Genomic DNA, 21,885 nt, shown 5'->3' with positions numbered 1-21,885 from the left:
CGGGGTTGCCTTCAACGCCGCCTCGGTTAGTTACTGACTCGGCTAGCTACGCACCAGGGGAGGGAAATAGAGAATATCCGCTCTATTTCCCTCCCCTTTATGTACCTTTTATCGGGCACGTCTAAGCAGCGCGATATTTACGGTTCTTACTACGCGGCGGAGCCGTCGGGACAATCAGCTTCGCATCCACAAGACCGCGCAGGTCATTCGTAATGGAAGTACGTGAAGCGCCCCGCCCCCAATGCTCCTGGATAAATGCCGCGGAAACCGCCTCGCCCTGTGCACGCAGACCGCGCACAATGCCGGCCTGGCGTTCACTGAGGCCGTCAAGCGACGCATAGGCCCCCGCCAGTTCGACGGTGTCGGCTGAATGTTTGTTTTCGGAAGGGGTTACTTGCTGAATCTTATCCTCAGGCGCGGTCTTCTGCTCCGTAGAAGACACACCCTGCGGAGGCTGCATCAGAGTGACCTGCACATAGAGTAGACGGTCAGCAAACTGGGGAGCGGGCAGACCCGCATCCTTCAGCGCTCGCAGAACCGTGGGAATACCGGAAGCCCTATTCTCTGCAATCAAACGCCCCGTACCCGGGTCGGGCAGATCAGTCAGAATGCTTGCCAAGTAGCTATTGCGGGTTGAAGAAACACCGGGCTGACCGAAATCTCGGATAGTTACAGCACCGTAAATACCACCCGGGCTACGCACCACCAGGCGGTTGGTGTAGAGCTCAACCTGCACCTGCGAGCCGCGCGCACCAGGGGAGTAGTCGCGGTGCATGAGGGCGTTGACCAGGAGCTCGCGGATAGCCTCCAGCGGATACTCGTAGCGCTCAACCCGCCCGATACCGCTGCTGTTGAGGCCCTCCATCGTGGATGTTTTGCGCATATTGCGAACCAGAACGCCCATAGCTTCATCCAACATGGAGGGGATAGGGCCGGTACAGCTGTGATTGTCCAGGAAACGTCGACCGTCCTCGGTGACCTCACCAAGCTCTTCACCAGGAAGAACAACAACGCTCATCATCAGCTGTGGGAAGAACGCCTGCGGGTATGAACCCATAGCGAGAAGCGCTCCAAGAGTGGGCACTTCTCGGCCCTGAGAATCGATGCGTAGAATGCGTGCCTGCAGAAGAACCTCACGGTCAGAAAGCGCCGCAAAAACACGAGGCTGCTCCTCGCGCAGGCGAGCGACATAGGCACTCACAAGGGTGGGGGAGAAGTCTTTGAAGCTTGCCTCACTAATCAGCTCCTCGTCATAGCGGGGCTGACTGCGGTTCTCTAGGAGGCGGTCAATCTCGTACTTAGTCAGGCGAATATCGGCCTCTCCAACACGCTGGTAGGAGCCGTTATACATGCCGTGTGCTTCGATGTAGTAGGGCTTCTGCGTCGGGTCGCCGGGGAGTACATCGATGCGCACGATACGGCGCTGGCCCTCTACTGGCTCAATGTGAATATCTGCCGGAGGTCGAGGCGTAATCTTGGAACGGATTGCCTCAACAGATGCATCATGGACTGCCTGTGCGTTGAAACCTTCAACCGGCTGTAGACCTTCTGCCGGGTCGGTGAGGCCGAGAAGAATGGTGCCACCGTCTCCATTAGCGAAGGCGCTAACGGTTTCAAGAACAGACTTGAGGAACCCGCCAGCTGCAGCTTTGACTTCTACCTGTCCGTTTTCAGCCTGGCTACGGCGTAGGTTTTCGATGAGTTCGGCGGTGTTTGTTTCCATGTATGCTCCCGATGGCTACTTCTTGGTGAACGTCATAGCAACGTCATAACAGCATCATAACAAGACTTGTCATGATGTTGTTATGATCCTGCGATGATGTTGATATGATGCGGTATCTTCATCACTCTTAGAATCTTGAAAATCCCGGAAAAGCAGGCTAAAACTGGGTATTTTTATCGGTCTCATTGACCGCGCATCATATCAGCCGTCATAACAGAAGTTGTTATGACGGCTGATATGATGCCCCGTCATAATCCGCAATAAACGACATATAGGTACCCGCACTTGGTGCACCCCGCCGCCGGTGGCACAGTATAAAGTCGAGCCACTATCGACTCCCCGCACACAGGCGGGCAGATACAGCAGATACACCAGGAGCAAACCAATGGCTGAACACACTTTCGGCTTCCGCACCCGCGCACTACACGCGGGCGGCACCCCCGACGCTGAGCACGGTGCCCGCGCGGTCCCTATCTACCAGACCACCTCCTTCGTCTTCAAAGACGCTGACGACGCTGCGAACCTCTTCTCCCTGCAGAAGTACGGCAACATCTACTCGCGCCTATCCAACCCCACTGTCGCCGCGCTGGAGGAGCGCATCGCCTCCCTCGAAGGCGGTATCGGTGCGGTAGCAACCGCCTCCGGTATGGCTGCCGAGTTCATCACCTTCGCGGCGCTGTGCCAGCAGGGCGACCACATTGTTGCTTCTTCGCAGCTCTACGGCGGCACCGTCACCCAACTGGACGTGTCCCTGCGCCGCTTCGGCATTGAGACCACCTTCGTTCCCGGAACCGACCCCGCCGACTACAAGGCGGCACTGACCGAGAACACCAAGGCAATCTACACCGAAATCGTGGCGAACCCCTCCGGTGAGGTTGCCGACCTGGAAGGCCTCGCAGAGGTCGCACACGAGGCAGGCATCCCCCTGGTCGTGGACGCAACCCTGTCCACCCCCTACCTGATTCGCCCCATCGAGCACGGCGCGGACATCGTCATCCACTCGGTCACCAAGTTCCTGGGCGGTCACGGAACCACCCTCGGCGGTATCGTCGTCGAGTCCGGTCGCTTCAACTGGGGTAACGGCAATTTCCCGTCCATGACCGAGCCGGTTCCTTCCTACAATGGTGTGTCCTGGTGGGGTAACTTCGGTGAGTACGGTTTCCTCACTAAGCTGCGTTCTGAGCAGCTGCGTGACTTCGGTCCGTCGCTGAGCCCGCAGGCCGCGTTCAACCTACTGCAGGGTGTTGAGACCCTGCCGCAGCGCATGGATGCGCACCTGGCGAACGCTAAGCAGGTTGTCGCCTGGCTGGTTGAGGATCAGCGTATCGCCTACGTGAACTACGCTGGTCTGGAAGACCACCCGCACTATGAGCGCGGCAAGAAGCTGCTACCGCTGGGTGTCGGTTCCGTGTTCTCCTTCGGTGTCAAGGGCACCGAGAAGGCATCCGGCCGCCTGGTCGGTGGCGAGTTCATCGGCGCCCTGCAGCTGGCAAGCCATCTGGCGAATATTGGTGACTCCCGTACGTTGGTGCTGCACCCGGGTTCGACCACGCACCAGCAGCTGTCGCGTGAGCAGCTTGAAGCTGCTGGCGTCGGTGAGGACCTGATCCGTATCTCGGTGGGTCTGGAAGACGTTGAAGACATCATTTGGGACCTGGACCAGGCGCTAACCTACGCAACCGGTCTGAACCACGCCGGTGAGCGTGTTGGAGAATCCAGCGCAGACAAGATTGTGGTGGCTGAGGAAGCGGTTGCCGCTGCTAAGGCCGCCGAGGACGCTGCTGGCGCGTCCTGCTCCCTGCCTACTACCACTCAGGAGGAAAAGTAATGACTGAGAAGCGTACCTGGGTGGGTCCTTCCGCCCCTGAGCGTCTGAACATTCTGCGTAATACCCGCACGATTGCGATTGTGGGTATGAGCGATAAGATTTCGCGTGCTTCGTACTTTGTGGCGACGTACCTGCAGTCGGCGTCACCGTACAAGCTGTACTTTGTGAACCCGATTCTGGCGGCAAAGGGCAAGCTGGTTCTGGGTCAGCCTGTGTACCCGTCGCTGCAGGACTTGCCGGAGGTCCCGGATTTGGTGGAGATTTTCCGCCGTAATGAGGACCTGCCGGGTGTGGTTCAGGAGGCTGTGGATCTGGGTGTGAAGACCGTGTGGATGCAGCTGGGCTCCTGGAGCGAGGAGGCTGCCGCGATTGGTGAGGCTGCCGGCCTGAACGTGGTGATGGATAAGTGCGTGAAGATTGAGCATGCGCGTTTCCACGGTGGTCTGCACCTGGCTGGTTTTAACACGGGCGTGATTTCTTCGAAGCGTCAGGTGCTGTCGAAGTAAGCAGCCTGTGCTGTATAAGCCGCTGTAGCTTGTAATTACAAAAATTAGGTGCTTGTCAGTGCTTGAACGATAAGGGGCGTACCCGGGGTGATTCCCGGGCGCGCCCCTTATCTGTGCCCGGTGTAGTGCCCGGTGGAGCATCCGGTGTGTTGTGGGTGAGATTGAGGGCGTAGCATCGCCCCTTGTGGAGAGCAGTTCAGCTTTGAGGTAAACCTTACCTCTATGTTCTGGGGTGCTGAACCGGTATCCTAGTGTGGAGCCCGGCGGCCGGCACGCAGCACACACGCGTACCGACCGCCGGGTTTTCCTCTCTCACAGATTGTGACGGAATGTTACGTTGAATTCTTTCCCACCGGGAATAGCTGTACGATAGCCAGCGTTGCACCCGCAGAGAGGGGCACGCCGCATGATGCCCCCGGGTTACCGCAGGGCGACAACCCGCAACTACAAGAGCATCAACCACCACACGAAAGAAGAACAACATGTCCGCAATGATTAACCGCCGCACCGTCCTCGCAGGCTCCGCATTCACAGGCCTAGCTGCACTGCTCGCAGCGTGCGGCTCCAATGGCAGCAGCACCGCATCCAGTACCAACAAGCTGGAGGCTATCAAGTCTGCCGGAAAGATCCGTGTGGGCCTGGAGGGTACCTACCGCCCCTTCTCCTTCCACGACTCGAACGGCACCCTGGTCGGTTTCGAGAAGGAAATCATCGACCTGGTCGCTAAGGACCTGGGCGTCACCGCAGAGTTCACCGAAACCCCCTGGGATTCCCTGATCGCCGGCGTGGACGCTGACCGCTACGACATCGTCATCAACAACGTTTCTGCAACCGATGAGCGTAAGCAGAAGTATGACTTCTCCGTACCCTACCTGTACTCCGAACCGAAGGTCGCGGTGAAGAAAGATTCTTCCCTGCTGAACGTGAGCGAGATTTCCGGTCACTCCTCGGCGCAGTCTGAGACCTCGAACTTCCGCAAGATGGTGGAGGCGAAGGGCGCCTCAATCGTGGTTGTTTCCGGTTTTGATGAGGCTATCGAGCAGGTCCTCTCGGGCCGTGCAGAGATGACCGCGAACGACTCCGTGTCCTTCGCTGAGTACTTCAAAGAGCACCCGGACGCTAACCTGCGCCTGCTCTCCGGTGACCTGGGCACCGGCAGCAACTCCTCCATCCTGTTGCCTAAGGGTCAGGATGCCCTGCGTAACGCTATCGACGATTCGCTGAAGAATCACCTGCAGAACGGTGACATCAAGGCGATTTACGAGAAGTACGTGGGCGAAGACCTCTCCCCGAAGAACTAATTAAAGGAGCTGAGTTCCGTTTATGGAACGCTACCTGAATCTTTGGGCTGAGTCCCTGCCTCAGCTGCTGGGTTCGACCCTGGCAGTGACCATTCCGCTGTCGCTGATTTCTTTCGCTGTGGCGCTGCTGGTGGGCATTGTGTCTGCGGGCGCGCGCACGAGCCGCTTCGCACCGGTGAACTGGCTGGCGTGGGTGTACATTTGGGTTTTCCGCGGTACCCCGCTGCTGGTGCAGCTGTTCATTGTCTTTTATGGTCTGCCGAAGGTCGGGATCGCCCTGGATGTGTGGAGTGCCGCAATCATCACGATGAGCCTACATACCGGTGCGTACGTGGCGGAGACCTTCCGTTCCGCGGTGGCGGCTATTCCGCGTGGCCAGTTCGAGGCGGCGGCAACCCTGAACTTCACCCGCATGCAGACCCTGCGCCACGTGGTCATTCCGCAGGCGGTGCGTATCGCTCTGCCGAACCTGGGCAACAACTTCATTGACCTGATTAAGGGCACCTCGCTGGTGTCGGTCATTTCGATGGTTGACCTGTTCCAGACCGGTAAGCAGATCGCGTCGCGTACCTTCGAGCCGCTGGCAATGTACTCCGAGGTCGCCATCATTTACCTGGTGATTTTCACTCTGCTGACCGCCGCGCAGTCGGCGCTGGAGAAGTACAGCAACCGTTACGTGAGGAGCAACAATGCTTAGCGTTGAATCCCTATCGAAGAGCTTTGGTGAGACGCAGGTTCTCAAGAACATTAGCCTGGATATCCCCGACGGTGAAACCACGGTTATTCTGGGCCCCTCCGGTAGCGGTAAGTCGACTCTGCTGCGTTGCCTGAACCTGCTGGAAACCCCGCAGTCTGGCACGCTCATCATTGACGGTGCGCAGGTGGACTACAGCCAGAAGCTCACCGACGTGCAGGTGCGTGATATTCGTTCCCGTTCTGCGATGGTGTTCCAGCAGTTCAACCTGTTCCCGAACTACACGGCGTTGAAGAACGTGGCGCTCGCCCCGACCCTCAACGGCACCCTGAGTGCTCAGGAGGCTCAGGAGCGTGCCCGCGAGCTGCTGGCGAAGGTGGGTCTTGCCGACAAGGTGGATTCCTACCCGGACGCCCTCTCTGGTGGCCAGCAGCAGCGTGTGGCGATTGCCCGCGCCCTGGCACTGGAACCCTCCTACCTGCTATTTGATGAGCCGACGAGTGCGTTGGATCCCGAGCTGGAGGCGGAGGTCATTCGCGTGCTCATGCAGCTGGCGAAGGAGGGTCGCTCCCTGGTTATCGTGACGCACAATATGGCGTTTGCGAAGAAGGTCGCGGACCGTATCGTGTTCCTGGAGAACGGTACCCTACGCTATAACGGTGAGCCGACCGGTTTCTTTGCTTCGGATGATGAGCGTATCTGTAAGTTCTTGACCGTGTATGACAGCACTGAGTACACGATTTAGTTGTACTGCATATAGTAAATGTGGGCTGATTTCTGCTCATCAGATGATTATCTGATCAGCAGAAACCAGCCCATATTCTATATACAGCATATATTGGTTTTTACTCTGAAAGTCCCTTAGAGCGACGATACTCCTCCAACTGCTCAGCATTAATCACCTCAAGCTGCTCAGTGAGTGGAGCACCGGGCGCCCAGCCCTCATTAGCAACGGTGGTGCGGTCCTCCTGCTTACCGAAAGTGAAGAGACGCGGGCGAGGCACACGTAGCTCAGCCGGAGTGGTAGGCAGTTGCCAATTCTTCGCGTGGGCGAGTACACCCAGCACCAAACACAGCAGAATGGACAGACCCATCGCCAGGTTCGGGCGGTGGAATAGGCCAGTCACGAGGGCGGTCTCGGCGGCCCCCACAAACGCGACCGTCGCATACAGGGAGTTGCCACCAAAAATTGCCGGAATGCGGTTGACCATAATGTCACGGATAACGCCGCCGCCGACCGCGGTGGTCACACCCAGTGCAATAGCGGGCAGCCAGTGCAGACCCAGGTTCAGGGACTTAATGGTGCCAGTTGCCGCCCACGCACCCATACCGATGAAGTCGATGACGAGCATGGTTCGGGTTGCCCAGCGGGCACTCAAATCGATGCTGTACGCCAGAATTGAGGAGCCGATAGCGCCTACCCAGTAGCCGCCGTCGGTGAGTGCCACCGGCAGACCAGAGTTGAGTAGGATGTCACGGATCATACCGCCGCCCATACCGCAGGCGACTGCGAGCAGCAGGAAGCCCACAATGTCGAATCGGAAGGCGCGCGCCACAGCACCGCCGAGCAGGCCGTTGGCGACAACGGCGGCAATGTCGACGATGCGGAATACCTGGTCCGGGTCAAAGAGCTCGTGCATGGGCGTTCTCCTGCGTACGTGATACGTGTGCTGTGGGGTGCGGGTAAGGCGCGCACGGTGGGCGGGTCGGGTGACGACGTTATCACCGCATCCGGCTCTGTCTGCCTGTGCGCGTACCTGAAATGGCACCGATTTATTGTAGACCCGCCCCCGCCTCTGCTCCTAGTTAAGAGGCGCTTGTATCAAGGCTGTTTGAAGGCCGGGGCTTGAGGGCATAGCGGAAGCGGCGCATCCGACCCGTGATGGGTGGATGCGCCGCTTCTGTGTAAGCTCTAACGCTTAGTGGGTTTAGCCCAGTGCCTCAGCCAGCTGAATGCCCTGTGCCACGCCACCGAGGGTTGCAGCAATACGGATCAGGTCGTTGACCTGTTCCTTGGTTGCGCCCTCTTCGCGCAGGGTGTGCTCGTGAGCTTCAACGCAGTGGGAGCAGCCGTTGACTGCGGACACTGCCAGTGCGAACATCTCGAAGTCGAGCTTCTCAATGCCACCGTTCTTGCCGATGATCTGCATGCGCAGGTTTGCGCGCTGGTCATCGTATGCACCGTTCAGGAAGCCACGGGTGCGGTAGAAGATGTTGTTCATGCCCATGATGGTTGCAGCGCCCAGAGCAGCCTCGTAAGCGGTGTCGCTCAGGTGCTCCTTAGCCTCTGCAGCAATCTCAACAACAACAGAGTCAACCTTGGTTGCTGCTGCGGTTGCGAGGATTGCACCCCAGAGCTGCTGCTCGGACAGGGAGGTAATGCGGGGCAGAGAGGACAGGTTGAGGTTCATGTCCTTCGCGTAGGAAGGCAGAGCCGAACGCAGGTTATCGATGCTCATGGATTACTTCATCTCCTTGAATGCGTCGATGGTCTCTGCACCCTTCTTCCAGTTGCATGCGCACAGCTCGTCGGACTGCAGTGCGTCCAGCTGACGGAGCACCTCGTCGGTGTTACGGCCGACAGAGTCAGCGGTAATGGAGACCGACTGGATGGTGTTGTGGGGATCGATGATGAAGGTTGCGCGGTCTGCAACGCCGTCCTTGTTCAGGATGCCCAGCGCGCTAACCAGCTCACGCTTGAGGTCGGATGCCATGACGATGGGCAGGTCCACGAGCTCTTCGTGAGAGCGGCGCCATGCGTAGTGGGTGTACTCGTTATCAACGGAAACGCCGATCACCTGGGTGTCACGTGCCTCGAACTCGTCAGCAAGCTTGCCGAATGCAGCAATCTCGGTGGGGCAAACGAAGGTGAAGTCCTTCGGCCAGAAGAAGACGACGCGCCAGGTGTCTTCGTCCAGACCCTCGGAGGATACGGTGGTGAAGTAGTCTTCGGGGGCGTTTGCTTCGATGTCAGCGAGCTTACCCGGGACAACGCCGGTGAGCTCGTATTCGGGGAACTGGTCGCCGATGGTCAGAACTGCCATAGTGTTCTTCTTTCTGATTTGTGTCGCGCGACGAGAGTGCGTGGCGCTTGTTCTAATAGTGCCCAGTGAACGGGCCTGATAACTATTTTATTATGAATAATTCATAATAATCAAGTGGCCTTGGAATAAAACCCGAAGGTTTAACTATGATATGCATCACTGAATATTCTGGGGTATTCGAAAAGTTTCTACCCGTGCAAATTGCCAGGCGCAAATCCCACTTACAAACCCCAGGGGTTAAGCTCGAATCATGACCCCTGAACACAGTGACTTCTTAGAAGACAGCGAATATGTAGAGCCTGGCCAACCCGAACTCATTACCGAACGCCTCACCCTGCGCCACCTGCGCGAGGCGGATATCCCCGACATCGTGGAATCCTGCCGCGATGAAGAAATCCTCCGCTACACCCGCATTCCCTTGAACTACACGCACGCCGACGCCGAGGACTACCTGCTCACCACTGCCCGCCAGATTGCCGTCGGACAGATTCAGCGTTGGGCGATTGACGCCTCCGGCGTGTTTGCCGGGACCATTGAATTGCGTCTGGTTGACGGAACCCCCGAAGGCCCCGGAACTCGCGCCGAACTGGGTTATTACGCCGCCCCGAAGGCGCGCGGAAAGGGTTATATGACCGAGGCTCTGCGAGCCGTACTCGGCTACGCTTTCGACCCGCTCGGGTTGGGTCTTGATACCGTCCGCTGGACCGCCCTGGCGGGTAACGAGGCCTCTGAACGAGTGGCGGTTAAGGTGGGTTTCACCGGCATCTATGACGATATTGACCCGAACTCCGGTCGCCCCGACGAGAACGGTCACCCGGTGCAGCATCGGGTACGCCGAGCTGATATGAACCGCGCACAATTTGTGGCGCTCTGGGCTAACTAAACTGCGCTCTGGATGTAACGTGCACGAGGTTGAGTGGGAACCCGCAAAAGCTACCTGATGCCGAAGCCGCGGAATGAGCCGCTCGGCTCCTCCCACTCGACAAGTACCTCATCCACGCGTCCGGCGGTGTCGTCACCGTGCAGCACATCCACCAGGCGAGTGCAGGAGGTGGCGGTACCTTCCGCAACAACTTTCACGCGCCCGTCGTCCAGGTTTTCGGCGTAGCCGGTTAGGCCCATAGGCTTTGCGGTTCCGGCGCACCACCAACGGAAACCCACACCCTGCACCTTGCCGCTCACGAAAGCGACGAGGCGGATTTCGGCGGGTTCTGCCGGGGTGCGGTCGGTGAAGAAATCAAAGAAACCCATGGGCCCTCCCGGGGACATCTCATTGAGGGTGGTCTGATGGAGTGAGCGCCGATGATGGCGCTCTAACAGTTTCTATAGCTTTAGTTTAGAGGGTGCGGGGTGCCTGTTGCCTAGTTGCCCTGCATATGCGCCGTGAAGAGTTGAATAAGGGTAGAGCAACCGAAGCCGCGCTCTGAAAAGGAGTAACATTAGGGACATTCACTAAGCGGCAACCCTGACCACACAGATACCTATCCGTATACAACCCATCCCTGGAGGATCATTGAGTTCACGCCCTAAAAAAGCGCCTCTTGTCGGTAACCCGGCAAAGACACCCTACAAGCCCTGGCCTGCTCTCTGGTCCCTCGTCGTTGGCTTCTTTATGATTCTTGTGGATGGCAATATTGTCACCATCGCCCTGCCGCATATGCTGCAGGATTTGGAGGCGTCCCTGTCGGAGGGCATGTGGGTGACGAGCGCCTACCTGCTGGCGTATGCTGTGCCGTTGCTCATTACCGGCCGTATGGGTGACCGCTTCGGTCAGAAGAACCTGTACATGATCGGTATGGGTATTTTTACGCTCGCTTCCCTGTGGTGTGGTCTGGCGGCGGATGTTGAATCGCTCATCGCTGCCCGCGTGGTGCAGGGCCTGGGCGCATCGTTGATGACCCCGCAGACCATGTCTCTGATTACGCTGATGTTCCCGCCGAATGCGCGTGGTGTTGCCATGAGTATTTGGGGTGCGACCGCGGGTATTGCCGCGCTGGTCGGCCCAATTCTGGGCGGAGTGCTGGTGGATACCCTCAGCTGGGGCTGGATCTTCTTCATCAATATTCCGGTCGGCATTCTGGGCATGTTCCTGGCGTGGCGTAATGTGCCGGTGTTCGAGCAGAAGAAGCACAGCTTCGACTGGTTAGGTGTGGTGCTTTCGGCGATTGGTCTGTTCCTGCTGGTTTTCGGTATTCAGGAAGGCACCACCTACGATTGGGGTATCATCACTGATTCGTTCATGGGCACCGGCATTGCGGTGAGCGTGTGGGGCCTGATTATTGCCGGCATTATGGTGCTGGCGCTGTTCATTGGTTGGCAGGCTATTAACTCGCGTGAGCCGCTGGTTCCGCTGAGCCTGTTCAGTGACCGTAATTTCTCCGTGTCGAACGTGGGTATCGCTGCGATGGGCGTGGTCGCTATCAGCATGGCGTTCCCGCTGACCCTGTACCTGCAGCAGGTGGAGGGCCTGAACCCGACTGAGGCGGCACTGATGACTGCACCGCTAGCTCTGTCCTCGGGTGCGTTGGCACCGGCGGTGGGTGCGCGCCTGAACCGCTATGACCCGAAGTGGATTGCGGTGATTGGCTTTACGCTGTTGGTTATCGGTTTTGCTTTGCTACGCCCGACGATGGTTGCTGACGGCAACCTGTGGCTGATGGTTGGCCCGATGATTATTCTGGGTGCGGCAAACGCCTGCATCTGGGGTCCGCTGTCGGTGTCTGCGACTCGTAACCTGCCGCCTGAGCGTGCCGGTGCCGGTTCGGGTGTGTACAACGAGACCCGCCAGATGGCGTCGGTACTCGGTTCGGCTGCAATCACTACGATTATGGCTTCTGCAATTACCTCGCATCTTTCCGCGTTGGGTCCGGCTGTCGCAGCGGGCGGTAGCTCTCACGGCGGTGCTGGAGGCGGCGTTCTTCCGCAGATCCTGCGTGAACCCTACGCGGCGGCAATGGCGGATTCCATGATGTTGCCCCTGGCCGCTTCGGTTGTGGGTGCGGTTGTGTGCCTGTTCTACGCCTCCGCAAAGACCTCCGGGGCGAAGGCTACCGTACAGAACGCTGAGGCAGGGTCTGAGGTAGAAAAGACTAAATAGAGGCTTATCAGAGCGCTTTTACGTAATGTTCGCCATGTCAACGCAAATACGGTGCGTACACCGGGACAAGGCATATAAACGCTGTGTATGATGAAGCGGGTTATTGTTGCCCTGAGGTGTCAAAACCTCACGAAAAACAGTGACCCGCTGTTCTTTTAAGCGGCATCCCGCGCCACCATACTTGTTTGGGGTGCCGTACTACAGTGCATACATAATTCACTCTCACGCATCGGCTGTGCCTGATGATCCAACGGTTTACTCAACGCCACCCACGGCTACTCGCATCATCACGAGGGTCTTCGCGCACATCCATGCGAACAAACACAAGAAGAGATACAGATGCCTTTCTCCTTTTCTACTCGAGCGGCACGTACCGCGCTTGCCTCGGCGGCTCTGCTGGTGCTCGGTACTGTAACCGCACCTGCCGCTAATGCATACAACCCTGATATTGACGGCGACGGCATCCCCAACACCTGGGAGATGAAGGGCTATGACGCCGATGGCGACGGTAAGGTAGACGTGGACTACCCCGGTATGGGCGCTAGCCCGCTGAAGAAGGACCTCTTCGTGGAGATGGACTACATGCCCGACCTGCTCGCCAGCGAGGATGAGCTCGACCGCATTACCGAAATCTACGCGAAGCTACCGATCCGCAACCCCAATGGCACCACCGGCATTAACATTCACCTGGACGCCGGTAGTGCCCGTAGCGCCAAGTACAACCTAGGTGGCGGCAATGAAGTGGCGCACGAGCAGCTGGACGATAAGATGCAGCGCTGGGGTGATCTCTACATCGAAAATATGGATCCGAACCGTCGCAGCGTCTTCCACTACATGATTTGGGGCGACTCCTACGGCGATAAGGGCTCCTCCGGTCAGGGTTATATGGGCGGTCGCGGCTTCATCGTGACCGTTGGCCCGCGATTCTGGGGTAAGTCCGCAACCTCCGATGTTCGCGTGGCAACCTTCGTGCATGAGCTCGGCCACAACCTCGGCATGAGCCACGGTGGCACCGATGACGTGAACTACAAGCCGAATTATATGAGCATTATGAACTACCGCTACCAGCTGCGTGGTCTGGAGCGTGCAGACGGCACGAAGTACTTCGGCTACTCGACCCGCGCCTACAAGGATCTGGACGAAACTAAGCTAGACGAGAAGACCGGCTTCGGTCGTAACGCCTATGGTTTCTACTACAACGGCAAGCCCGCGTGGGAAGCTATAGACTTCAACGGTAACGGTAAGATTGACGACGAGCCGGTTGAGGCGGACATTAACGGTGACGGTAAGAAGACCGTGCTGACTGCGCCGAACGATATGAAGACCTTCAAGCTGCAGGCTCAGGGCAAGGAAGTTCAGCGGGGTGCGTACTCTCCCGAGGCAGAGCTCTCTGGCGAGATTGAAGACAACGAAATGACCGCTGAGTACGCTCGTGCTGAGGGGTTGGTTCCCGCGAAGGACTAGCCTCTAGCGGCTACCAACGGTAACCGATAGGCCAAGCTTCCTCAATAGCGCAGGTCAATAGCACAGGGCCCCGGCATCCGTTATGGATGCCGGGCCCCTCGTTTATGTTTGTCCCTTTAGCGGGTGATGGTTGCCGAAGCTCTCAAACCAGCCAGGTTCTTGAAGGTGTACTCGCCACCCTCGGTCAGCTGCATTGCGACACTACCGCTGGTAATCTGAGCGGTGGTGGTCAGGGTGTAGCTGGAGGTTACCTCGGTGAAGTACACCGGAACCAGCGAAGCCAGCACCTGTGCGTAGCTCACGCCGTCCTTCGCGGTGGCTTCCAAGAAGTCGGAGGTGCGGATGTCTAGTACACCGGTCCAGACGTTGTTCTCGATGATCGGCTCGTAGAACTTTGCCGTGTATGCGACGCCGTTGAACGCCGCCACGGCGGGGTTGTTGGTCTTCGCGCCGCCCTCGCTCTTGGCGAGTGCCGGGATCTCAACGTCGTTATCGATGTCCCACAGCAGCGGGTCGGTGACATCCTCGGCGGTGGGGAAAGTGAACTCGAAGGTCACCTGCAGGTGCGCGGAGCCGTACAGCCAGGTGCTACCCTGGAACTCGCCCTTGGAGTTGATGGGTGCGGAAATCCATAGGCCCGCACCACCGTACAGGCCTGCGCCGACGCTACCGCCGGGGGTGAAGGCGCCGCCGCCGGCACTCTGCGGGGTGGTGGAGGTTGCGGTGATGTTGGGTACCTGCACGGTGTAGGAGTCCACACCGTAGCGGGTGTCAAAGTCGTTGGTGGGGTTCGAGTTGAACGCCTGGGTGAAGACACCGAACTTTAGAGTCGGGGTTTCCTGCGCATCGGTGGACGCCGCGTAGGCGGGTACCGCCGCTGCGGTTGCGATGACGGGGGTGCCCCACACGGCACCCTTGATGAGGGCGCGGCGGTTCAGGCCATTAGTGATGTTCGGCGAAGAAGTCATGGATCTCTCTTGTTATGAAGAATGCGGTGATGCATGTGACTTGAATTACTGATACTCTAATGTAATTCAGCTCATCTTCAAAATTATCTCAACTTTTACCTCAATGTATGAACATTGTGGCACCCAGCTCACATAGCGAGTGAAACGGGAGCATTATGGAAACTGTGGAGGACGTCCTCCCGGAAAACTCCATAGAAACACTACCGGTCACCACACACACTTAAGGAACACAATATGGCATTTATGAAGAGCGCACGCATCACGCTCGCCTCTCTCTCAGTGCTCTGCTTGGGTACTATTGCAGCCCCCGCAGCAAACGCCTACAGCCCCGATATTGACGGCGACGGCATCCCCAACACCTGGGAAATGAAGGGCTACGACGCCGACGGAGACGGCAAAATCGACGTCGACTTCCCCGCAATGGGCGCAGACCCCAACCACAAGGACATCTTCGTTGAGATGGACTACATGGCTGGCCTGCTACCCAGCGAAGACGAACTGGACCGCATCACCAAGATTTATGCCGACCTACCTGTGCGCAACCCCAATGGCACCACCGGCGTGAACATTCACCTGGACGCCGGTAGTGCCCGCAGCGCCAAATACAACCTCGGCGGCGGCAACGAAATCATCTACCAGGAACTCGACAGCGAGTTCAAGGCTCTCCACCGCATCAAGGCAACCGAAGGTAAGTTCAACCCCGCCCGCGAAGGCACCTTCCACTACGTCATCTGGGGTGACTACTACGATAACGGCACCTCCTCCGGGATCGCTAACTTCGGTGGTCGCAACCTCATGGTCACCGTCGGCCCGCACTTCTGGGGCAAGGCAAGCAGCGACATCCGCGTGGCAGTGTTTGTGCACGAGCTCGGCCACAACCTCGCCCTGAGCCACGGCGGCTGGGACGAAATCAACTACAAGCCCAACTACTATAGCGTCATGAACTACCAGTACACCCTCACCGGCGTGCCCATGGCTGACGGTAGCCGCTACTTCGGCTACTCCACCGCAGAGTATCGCATGCTCAACGAGGCGAAGCTGTACGAGGCACGCGGCTTTGGTCCCCGCGCGGCTGGATTCCTGTACAAGGGTAAGCCCGCCAACCAGCCGATTGACTTTAACAGCAACGGTAAGATCGACACCGAGCCGGTGTCCGTGGACCTCAACGGTGACGGCATGATTACCAACCTGGGCGCGGCAAACGATATGAAGGTGCTCCGCTTCCAGGCGACCGAAAACCCGGAGAAGGGCAAGGGCCCCGAGCACATTGAACCGAGCGGCATTACCGCTGAACACGCTCGTTCGCTGGGCCTGATTAAGTAGGCTGACTGATCGGAATCTAACCGGTCTGCACACTGCTGATAAAGAGCCTCGTCAGCTCAGTAAAATAGCAAGGCGCGGATACCGAATCATTATTCGGTATCCGCGCCTTTACTCTATGCAACTTTTCAGCTCAGCAGGGGAGCTTAGACAGCCTCGCTTACGCGGCCAGTATCCACCAAAACCTGCGCAATGTGGCCCAGCGCCTCCTCATTCTGCAGCGAAGAAACATCGCCCAAAGAACGACCCTGGTATAGCTCACCGAGTAGACGGCGAGTAATCTTACCCGAACGAGTCTTCGGGATATCAGCAACCGCCACAACATCCTTTGGCTTAGCAATCGGGCCAATGTGCTCACGCACATGATCAGTCAGCGCACCCTTCAGCTCATCCTCAGTCAGGGCCTTACCCTCATCGGTGAGCGTTACGTAGGCGACCGCCTGGTGACCGGTCAGTTCATCTTCCACGGGGCAGACACCAGCCTCAACCACAGCCGGGTGAGTCACCAGAGCCGACTCAATCTCAATCGTGGACAGACGGTGACCTGAAATGTTGATCACGTCATCAATACGGCCGAGGATGTACACGTTACCCTCTTCGTCTTCCTTCGCGCCGTCGCCGGCCAGAAACCAGCCGTGCTCGCCGTAGTGACGCCAGTAGGATTCCAGGTAACGCTGCGGGTTCTGCCACACGGTACGAGCCATGGACGGGCCAATCTTATCGACCACAATAAAGCCCTGCTTGCCCGGTTCGACCGGGTCGCCGTGCTCATCCACCACACGGGTGGACACGCCGGGAACGGCGCGGGTAGCGCAACCGGGCAGGGGAGTGCAGCGCGGGGTGTCCTCCGGGTAGGTGCCCTCGGGCGCGAATGCCGGGTCGTGCGGACGCGGCGAGCACACGGTCGAACCGGTCTCTGACTGCCACCAGGTGTCAATGAACGCCGCGGTGCCGCCGCCCACGTGCTGACGCAACCAACGCCACGCCTCCGGGTTGATGGATTCGCCCACCGAACCGAGCAAACGCACGGTCGAGAAGTCGTACTTGCCGGGCTCCGGGCCATTCGGGAACGCGCCCATGAGCGAACGAATCAGGGTCGGGGCGGTGTAGTAGTTGGTCACGCCGTAGCGTTCAATGACCTCAAAGTGGCGGCCGAAGTGCGGGGTGTTCGGGGTACCCTCGTAAATTACCTCGGAGACACCGTTCACCAGCGGACCGTAAATTTCGTAGGTGTGGGCGGTCACCCATGCGAGGTCGGCGGTGCACCAGTGAACGGTGGACTCAACCTTCTGTGCGTCATTGACCGCGGACAGCTCGTCGGGGCGCAATACGCCGTTCTCGTCCACGTAATCCGGCAGCAAATCGTACAGCAGCGCGTGAGTGTATGCGGTCTGCACCAGATAGCCGCCCATCGTGTGCACCAGGCCCTTGGGCTTACCGGTTGTGCCGGAGGTGTAAATGATGAACAGCGGATCCTCAGCATCATGTAGTTTGTAGGCGTGAGTGTCTGGCTGATCGTCCACCAGGTCGTGGTACCAGACGTCGCGGCCCTCAGTCCACGGCACAGCCGCGTGTGCAACCGGGTTGGAGGCGCTGGTGCGGTCCACCACGATAACGTGCTCAATGTTGTTCTCACCCGAGCATGCCTCATCAGCGTTCACCTTCACGGGAACGACCTTGCCGCGACGGTTCTGGCCGTCGGTGGTGATGAGAACCTTCGCGCCGGTGTCTTCCACACGGAACTTCAGCGCCTCGGCGGAAAAACCACCAAAAACGAGGGAGTGAATCGCGCCAATACGTGCGCAGGCGAGCGTGAAAATAATGGTTTCGGGAATGACGGGCAGGTAGATGACCACGCGGTCACCCTTACGCACGCCCAAAGACAGCAGACCATTCGCTGCCTTCGCAATACGACGCTGTAGCTCGGCGTAGGTGATGGCCTCACGGTCGCCGGGTTCACCTTCAAAGTAGAGGGCTACCTTGTCGCCGCGGCCCGCCTCCACGTGGCGGTCTACGCAGTTGTAGGCGACGTTGAGCTTACCGCCCTCGAACCACTTAATTTCGGGGATGCTGAACTGTTCGATGCCGTCCTTATCGAAGCCGAGGGACTTCGGCTTCTCGAAGCGGTGCGCGGTGTGCCAGGGCTCAGCCCAGGTGAGGCGCTGTGCCTGCTTCTCCCAGAACGCGACGCGTGCCTCGTCAGATTCGAGGGCGGGATTCGGGGTGGGGTTCAGCGGGTCGGTGAACGAGTAGGGGGTGGGCAGTCCCATTATTCTCCCATCGGTTGCTGGCATTAGCACCCTTGCTCGCCGTGCCGTTGTCTGTGCGACCGTGGGGTCTGTGTGTGCGTTGACGAGGGGGTTGCTGCGACGTCGTTGAGCCAGGTCTCTCGGTCGCTCTGGATGGTTTGCCTTCTTAGTAAAGCGCGCCCGAGGGGGCGGACGCAAAGGGGACCGTCATATTCGGTATGGTGAGCACCAGTTCGTAATATAACGACATATTTAAAGACCCCGCACCGCGCTCACTGCTGTGGGGCGCGGTGCGGGATTCATCATCATTCAGTAGACGACAGGTTTCCCCGCCGACTTCTTTCTCCGGCACGTAGCGATGATTAGCTCATCTTCGGGGGAGCAACCACGCAGCGGACATCTCTCCTAAAACTCAGAGCGTGCTGAGTATTGTGTCTAGCTGTGGTTCTAGTTGCTGGGGTACTTCGCCTTCACCCAGCGCTCGAATACGCCCACCAGCGCGTCGGTAATCTTACCGAGCACCGCCAGCGCCACAATAGCCAGCAGCAGGCGGTCGGTACGGCCATTGTTCTGCGAGTCGGTCAGCAGATAACCCAGACCCATAGATGCACCCAGCAGCTCAGCGGCGACTAGGAACAGCCACGCCTGAGCTAGCGCCAGACGCAGACCCGAAACCACCGACGGCAGAACCGCGGGAAGCTGAACCGTGGTGAACAGGCGCAGACCCTTCAGTCCGAAGGCGCGTGCCGCCTCCACAAGCTTCGGGTCAACGTGCGCCAGGGCAGCAGAAACTGTGGTGTACACCGGGAAGAACGCACCAATAGCAACCAGGGTCACCTTGGAATTCTCGCCGATACCGATCCACAGCAGAAGCAATGGAACCCACGCCAGGGACGGCACGGCACGCAACGCACCGATAGTCGGCGCGGCAATCAGACGCACCGGCGCGGACAAGCCAATCAGCGCACCCAGCACCAGGCCAAGCACGGCACCAATACCGAAACCAATCAGTACACGCTGAGTAGAAATCGCCACGTGGCGACCCAACTCGCCGCGCTGCGCTAGCTCAATACCGGCGCTGACCACACGGTCGGGGGACGGCAATTGGACCTGGGTGAACACGCCGTTCGTGCTCAGGATGTACCAGAGGGCAATCAGTGCCAGGGGAAGAATCAGACCCAGGTACTGCTTACCGGCGAACGGGTTCGACGGTAGCTTCACGGATGAGACGCGCTTCTCGGCACGCTCAGCGCGAGCGCTGGAGGCGGCGGTAATCGTTGCGGCGGTCATTACTTCTCAACCACCTTCGCGATCTTCTCGACGGCTGCGTTGTCAGCCTTCTTTGCGAACTGGTCGTCCACAATGCTGTTCAGCGCCTTGTCCACGTCGGATTGGGAAGGAACGTCGCCGGACTCGACCAAAATCGGGCCGACACCCTTCAGAACCTCAACCTGCTTAGCGCCCGGAACCGGGTCAATATCCAGGTGGGTACGCTCCATGACGACCTGGGCGGTCTCGTGCTTAATGCCGGACTCCTCCTCGACAATCTTCACTGCCTCTTCGGGGTTCTTCTTAGCCCAGGCGCGAGCGTACTCGTACACGTCCACGATAGTCTGTGCGGCGGTCGGGTTGGACTGAATGAACTTCTCGGCCGCGTTCAGGAAGCCGTAGGTGTTGAAGTTTAGGTTGCGGTAGAAGAGCACGTCGCCGCTTTCCACCTCGGCGGCAGCCATGATCGGGTCCAGGCCGCTCCACGCGTTGACCTGACCGTTATCCAGGGCGGTACGGCCGTCGGCGTGCTGCAGGTTCTGAATGGTCAAATCCGAAGCGGAAATACCCTCTTGCTTGAGCGCCTGCAGCAGTAGGAAGTACGGGTCGGTACCCTTGGTCACAGCAACGGTCTTACCCTTCAGATCCGCAACCTTGGTGATGCCCGAATCCTTGCGGGTTACCAGTGCCGACCACTCCGGCTGCGAGTAGAGGCTAATGACCTTAATGGGGGAGCCATTAGCGCGTGCCAGCAGCGCCGCCGAACCAGCGGTCGAGCCGACATCAATATTGCCGCTACGCAGAGCCTCATTCGCCTTGTTCGAACCAGCCGACTTGACCCACTCAACCTTCTTGCCCTCGGCAGCGAGGGCGGTCTCAAGCCAACCTTTCTTGCGGATAATCAGGGACAGCGGGTTGTAGGTGGCGTAGTCAATGGTCACGGTGTTCTGGCTGCCACCACCGGCAACACCGGAGGCGTTAGCGGAACCGGAACCTTCACCGGCGCAGGCGCTGAGCAGAGTAGCAAAAGCGGTGGCTGCGGCAAGGGACTTGAGGGCGGTACGGCGAGACGGGGAGTAAGTCATGATGAAATCTTTTCGCTTCTGAAGATGATGGTGTGATGTGCGGGAAATGTATTTCGTGGCGGCTTTTAGGCGTTATCTTCCACGCCGAGCTCAGCCAGCAGTTCGCTACGCAGTGCTGTGATCTCTGCATCGGCGCGGTCACGCGGGTGAGAGCGTTCAACGGTCACAATGCGCTGGATGGTGGCGGGTGCCTCCGGGGTGTCCTTACCGAGGATGATGACCCGGTCAGAGAGGTACAGCGCCTCTTCCACATCGTGGGTGACCAGCAGAATCGTGGTCGGGTCTTGACGGTGCACGTTCAACAGCAAATCCTGCATGTTGATGCGGGTTAGCGCGTCCAGAGCACCGAAGGGCTCGTCGAGCAGCAGCACGCCGGGGTTACGTGCGAGCGCTCGCGCCAGGGACACACGCTGAGCCATACCGCCTGAAATTTCCTTGGGACGGTGGGTCGCGTATTCGCCCAGGCCGACCAGGTCGAGCAGACATGCTACCGATGCTGTGCCTTCAGATTTTTTGGTGCCCTGCGGCAGTCCGAGCGCCACGTTGTCGGCTACGGTGCGCCAGGGGAGTAGGCGCGGTTCCTGAAAGCCGATAGCGACGCGGGGATCGAGGCCGGTCACTGCCTTCTCGCCGATACGCACGGTACCTGCGGTGATGCGGTTCAGACCTGCTGCTGCACGCAAGAGGGTGGATTTGCCGCATCCGGAGGAGCCGATGACGGAGATAATCTCGCCGGGGGCTACCGTGAAGGAGACTCCGCGAAGAACTTCGTGGGTTCCGCCGGGCACGGGGAAAGATTGTCCGACGTTTTCAAAGCTCAGGGGGACGGCGGCGGTGGATACGGCGTGGTGGCCGGTGTTTTCACTGGTGGGTACGTCAAGTACTGCACTGTTGAGTGTCATGTCACTTCCATCGGTCCTGGCGTTAGCACCGGGGGCGAAAAAATCTGTGCCGGTTGCTGCGACGTCGTGGAGCCAGGTCTCTCAGTCGCTCTGGATGGTTTGCTCCTCCAACCCTATGGGCTATGGCGTGCCTCAATCAATCCAGTGGGCGCGTATGAATTTCTATGACTGTATATTTCGCATTTGTCACGAAATATTTCGGTTGCGCGTCACAAAAATATTTTTTCGTCACAAACGTGCTCTCCCTCCTGTGCGCCCCGTACACTCAAACCACGAGATTATGAGTCCCGGCGCTAAGCTCTGGCTAGCCGGGCGGCAACCCTCTCCCGTAGCGGGGTGCCCCAGATGATGATCTGGCCTCAACGAAAAGAGGCAAGTACGGCGCGAACGCGCCACCTGCACGAAGGCCACCACCGAACGCAGAAGGCATCAGGA

At 58.7% G+C, this 21,885-nt stretch carries 19 protein-coding genes and 2 riboswitches; of the genes, 9 read left to right on the top strand and 10 right to left on the bottom strand.

Annotation, left to right across the window (positions count from 1 at the left end; genetic code table 11):
• Positions 1-121: 121 nt before the first annotated feature.
• A complete protein-coding gene (locus QFX05_RS05155) occupies positions 122-1,723 on the bottom strand; it encodes an ATP-binding protein (protein ID WP_279741508.1) in 1,602 nt (533 codons plus the stop codon).
• A gap of 385 nt (positions 1,724-2,108) precedes the next feature.
• On the opposite strand from QFX05_RS05155, the gene QFX05_RS05150 reads away from it, so the two are divergent.
• The 5 genes from QFX05_RS05150 to QFX05_RS05130 all read left to right on the top strand — a co-directional run bounded on the left by QFX05_RS05150 (position 2,109) and on the right by QFX05_RS05130 (position 6,797).
• The gene (locus tag QFX05_RS05150; RefSeq protein WP_279741506.1) at positions 2,109-3,551 is read left to right on the top strand and encodes an O-acetylhomoserine aminocarboxypropyltransferase/cysteine synthase family protein; all 1,443 of its coding nucleotides are present in this window, start codon (positions 2,109-2,111) and stop codon (positions 3,549-3,551) included.
• Complete coding sequence (locus QFX05_RS05145; protein ID WP_279741505.1) at positions 3,551-4,057, top strand: CoA-binding protein; 507 nt, start codon at positions 3,551-3,553, stop codon at positions 4,055-4,057. The genes QFX05_RS05150 and QFX05_RS05145 overlap by 1 nt, the downstream gene beginning before the upstream one ends.
• Positions 4,058-4,539: 482 nt before the next feature.
• Positions 4,540-5,358, top strand: a complete 819-nt coding sequence (locus tag QFX05_RS05140) for a transporter substrate-binding domain-containing protein (RefSeq protein WP_279741504.1) — start codon at positions 4,540-4,542, stop codon at positions 5,356-5,358.
• Positions 5,359-5,380: 22 nt separating this feature from the next.
• Positions 5,381-6,055 (top strand): amino acid ABC transporter permease, encoded by a 675-nt coding sequence (locus tag QFX05_RS05135; RefSeq protein WP_012904266.1) that lies wholly within the window; start codon positions 5,381-5,383, stop codon positions 6,053-6,055.
• Positions 6,048-6,797 carry an amino acid ABC transporter ATP-binding protein gene (locus QFX05_RS05130; RefSeq protein ID WP_279741500.1) on the top strand — a complete coding sequence of 250 codons (750 nt, stop codon included), beginning with the start codon at positions 6,048-6,050 and terminating at the stop codon, positions 6,795-6,797. The genes QFX05_RS05135 and QFX05_RS05130 overlap by 8 nt, the downstream gene beginning before the upstream one ends.
• Before the next feature lie 100 nt (positions 6,798-6,897).
• Here the strand turns inward: QFX05_RS05130 and QFX05_RS05125 are convergent, their stop codons facing one another.
• From QFX05_RS05125 to QFX05_RS05115, 3 genes are all read right to left on the bottom strand, one after another.
• Positions 6,898-7,692, bottom strand: a complete 795-nt coding sequence (locus QFX05_RS05125; RefSeq protein ID WP_279741499.1) for a trimeric intracellular cation channel family protein — start codon at positions 7,690-7,692, stop codon at positions 6,898-6,900.
• 288 nt (positions 7,693-7,980) lie between these two features.
• On the bottom strand, positions 7,981-8,511 hold the full coding sequence (locus QFX05_RS05120) for a carboxymuconolactone decarboxylase family protein (protein ID WP_279741498.1): 531 nt from the start codon (positions 8,509-8,511) through the stop codon (positions 7,981-7,983).
• Positions 8,512-8,514: 3 nt separating this feature from the next.
• Positions 8,515-9,096, bottom strand: a complete 582-nt coding sequence (locus QFX05_RS05115) for a peroxiredoxin (RefSeq protein WP_279741496.1) — start codon at positions 9,094-9,096, stop codon at positions 8,515-8,517.
• 250 nt (positions 9,097-9,346) lie between these two features.
• Between QFX05_RS05115 and QFX05_RS05110 the strand changes: the two genes are divergently transcribed.
• Positions 9,347-9,979 carry a GNAT family N-acetyltransferase gene (locus QFX05_RS05110; protein WP_279741494.1) on the top strand — a complete coding sequence of 211 codons (633 nt, stop codon included), beginning with the start codon at positions 9,347-9,349 and terminating at the stop codon, positions 9,977-9,979.
• 50 nt (positions 9,980-10,029) lie between these two features.
• Here QFX05_RS05110 and QFX05_RS05105 read toward each other — a convergent pair whose 3' ends face one another.
• Complete coding sequence (locus QFX05_RS05105; protein ID WP_279741492.1) at positions 10,030-10,347, bottom strand: acylphosphatase; 318 nt, start codon at positions 10,345-10,347, stop codon at positions 10,030-10,032.
• A 262-nt stretch (positions 10,348-10,609) separates the two neighbouring features.
• Between QFX05_RS05105 and QFX05_RS05100 the strand changes: the two genes are divergently transcribed.
• Both QFX05_RS05100 and QFX05_RS05095 read left to right on the top strand, forming a co-directional pair.
• Positions 10,610-12,193 (top strand): DHA2 family efflux MFS transporter permease subunit, encoded by a 1,584-nt coding sequence (locus QFX05_RS05100; protein WP_279741491.1) that lies wholly within the window; start codon positions 10,610-10,612, stop codon positions 12,191-12,193.
• 339 nt (positions 12,194-12,532) lie between these two features.
• On the top strand, positions 12,533-13,657 hold the full coding sequence (locus tag QFX05_RS05095) for a C4-dicarboxylate ABC transporter substrate-binding protein (RefSeq protein ID WP_279741489.1): 1,125 nt from the start codon (positions 12,533-12,535) through the stop codon (positions 13,655-13,657).
• A 116-nt stretch (positions 13,658-13,773) separates the two neighbouring features.
• Here the strand turns inward: QFX05_RS05095 and QFX05_RS05090 are convergent, their stop codons facing one another.
• Complete coding sequence (locus QFX05_RS05090) at positions 13,774-14,625, bottom strand: transcriptional initiation protein Tat (RefSeq protein ID WP_279741487.1); 852 nt, start codon at positions 14,623-14,625, stop codon at positions 13,774-13,776.
• 234 nt (positions 14,626-14,859) lie between these two features.
• Here QFX05_RS05090 and QFX05_RS05085 point away from each other — a divergent pair, with 234 nt between their 5' ends.
• Positions 14,860-15,948 (top strand): C4-dicarboxylate ABC transporter substrate-binding protein, encoded by a 1,089-nt coding sequence (locus QFX05_RS05085; RefSeq protein ID WP_279741486.1) that lies wholly within the window; start codon positions 14,860-14,862, stop codon positions 15,946-15,948.
• A 143-nt stretch (positions 15,949-16,091) separates the two neighbouring features.
• Here the strand turns inward: QFX05_RS05085 and QFX05_RS05080 are convergent, their stop codons facing one another.
• The 4 genes from QFX05_RS05080 to QFX05_RS05065 all read right to left on the bottom strand — a co-directional run bounded on the left by QFX05_RS05080 (position 16,092) and on the right by QFX05_RS05065 (position 21,450).
• Positions 16,092-18,215, bottom strand: a complete 2,124-nt coding sequence (locus tag QFX05_RS05080; protein ID WP_279741484.1) for an AMP-binding protein — start codon at positions 18,213-18,215, stop codon at positions 16,092-16,094.
• 426 nt (positions 18,216-18,641) lie between these two features.
• The gene (locus QFX05_RS05075) at positions 18,642-19,484 is read right to left on the bottom strand and encodes an ABC transporter permease (protein WP_279741482.1); all 843 of its coding nucleotides are present in this window, start codon (positions 19,482-19,484) and stop codon (positions 18,642-18,644) included.
• Entirely contained in the window at positions 19,484-20,548 is a 1,065-nt protein-coding gene (locus QFX05_RS05070; protein ID WP_279741480.1) for an aliphatic sulfonate ABC transporter substrate-binding protein, read from the bottom strand. The genes QFX05_RS05075 and QFX05_RS05070 overlap by 1 nt, the downstream gene beginning before the upstream one ends.
• A 65-nt stretch (positions 20,549-20,613) precedes the next feature.
• Positions 20,614-21,450 carry an ABC transporter ATP-binding protein gene (locus QFX05_RS05065; RefSeq protein WP_279741479.1) on the bottom strand — a complete coding sequence of 279 codons (837 nt, stop codon included), beginning with the start codon at positions 21,448-21,450 and terminating at the stop codon, positions 20,614-20,616.
• A 4-nt stretch (positions 21,451-21,454) separates the two neighbouring features.
• Positions 21,455-21,551, bottom strand: a riboswitch (SAM riboswitch).
• Between the two features lie 175 nt (positions 21,552-21,726).
• Positions 21,727-21,835, top strand: a riboswitch (SAM riboswitch).
• The last annotated feature ends 50 nt before the right edge of the window (positions 21,836-21,885 follow it).

Source organism: Rothia similimucilaginosa (genome assembly GCF_029850875.1).
Classification (GTDB): Bacteria; Actinomycetota; Actinomycetes; order Actinomycetales; family Micrococcaceae; genus Rothia.
Note: the sequence above shows the minus strand (reverse complement) of the source record. Positions and strands in the feature narration are given on the sequence as shown.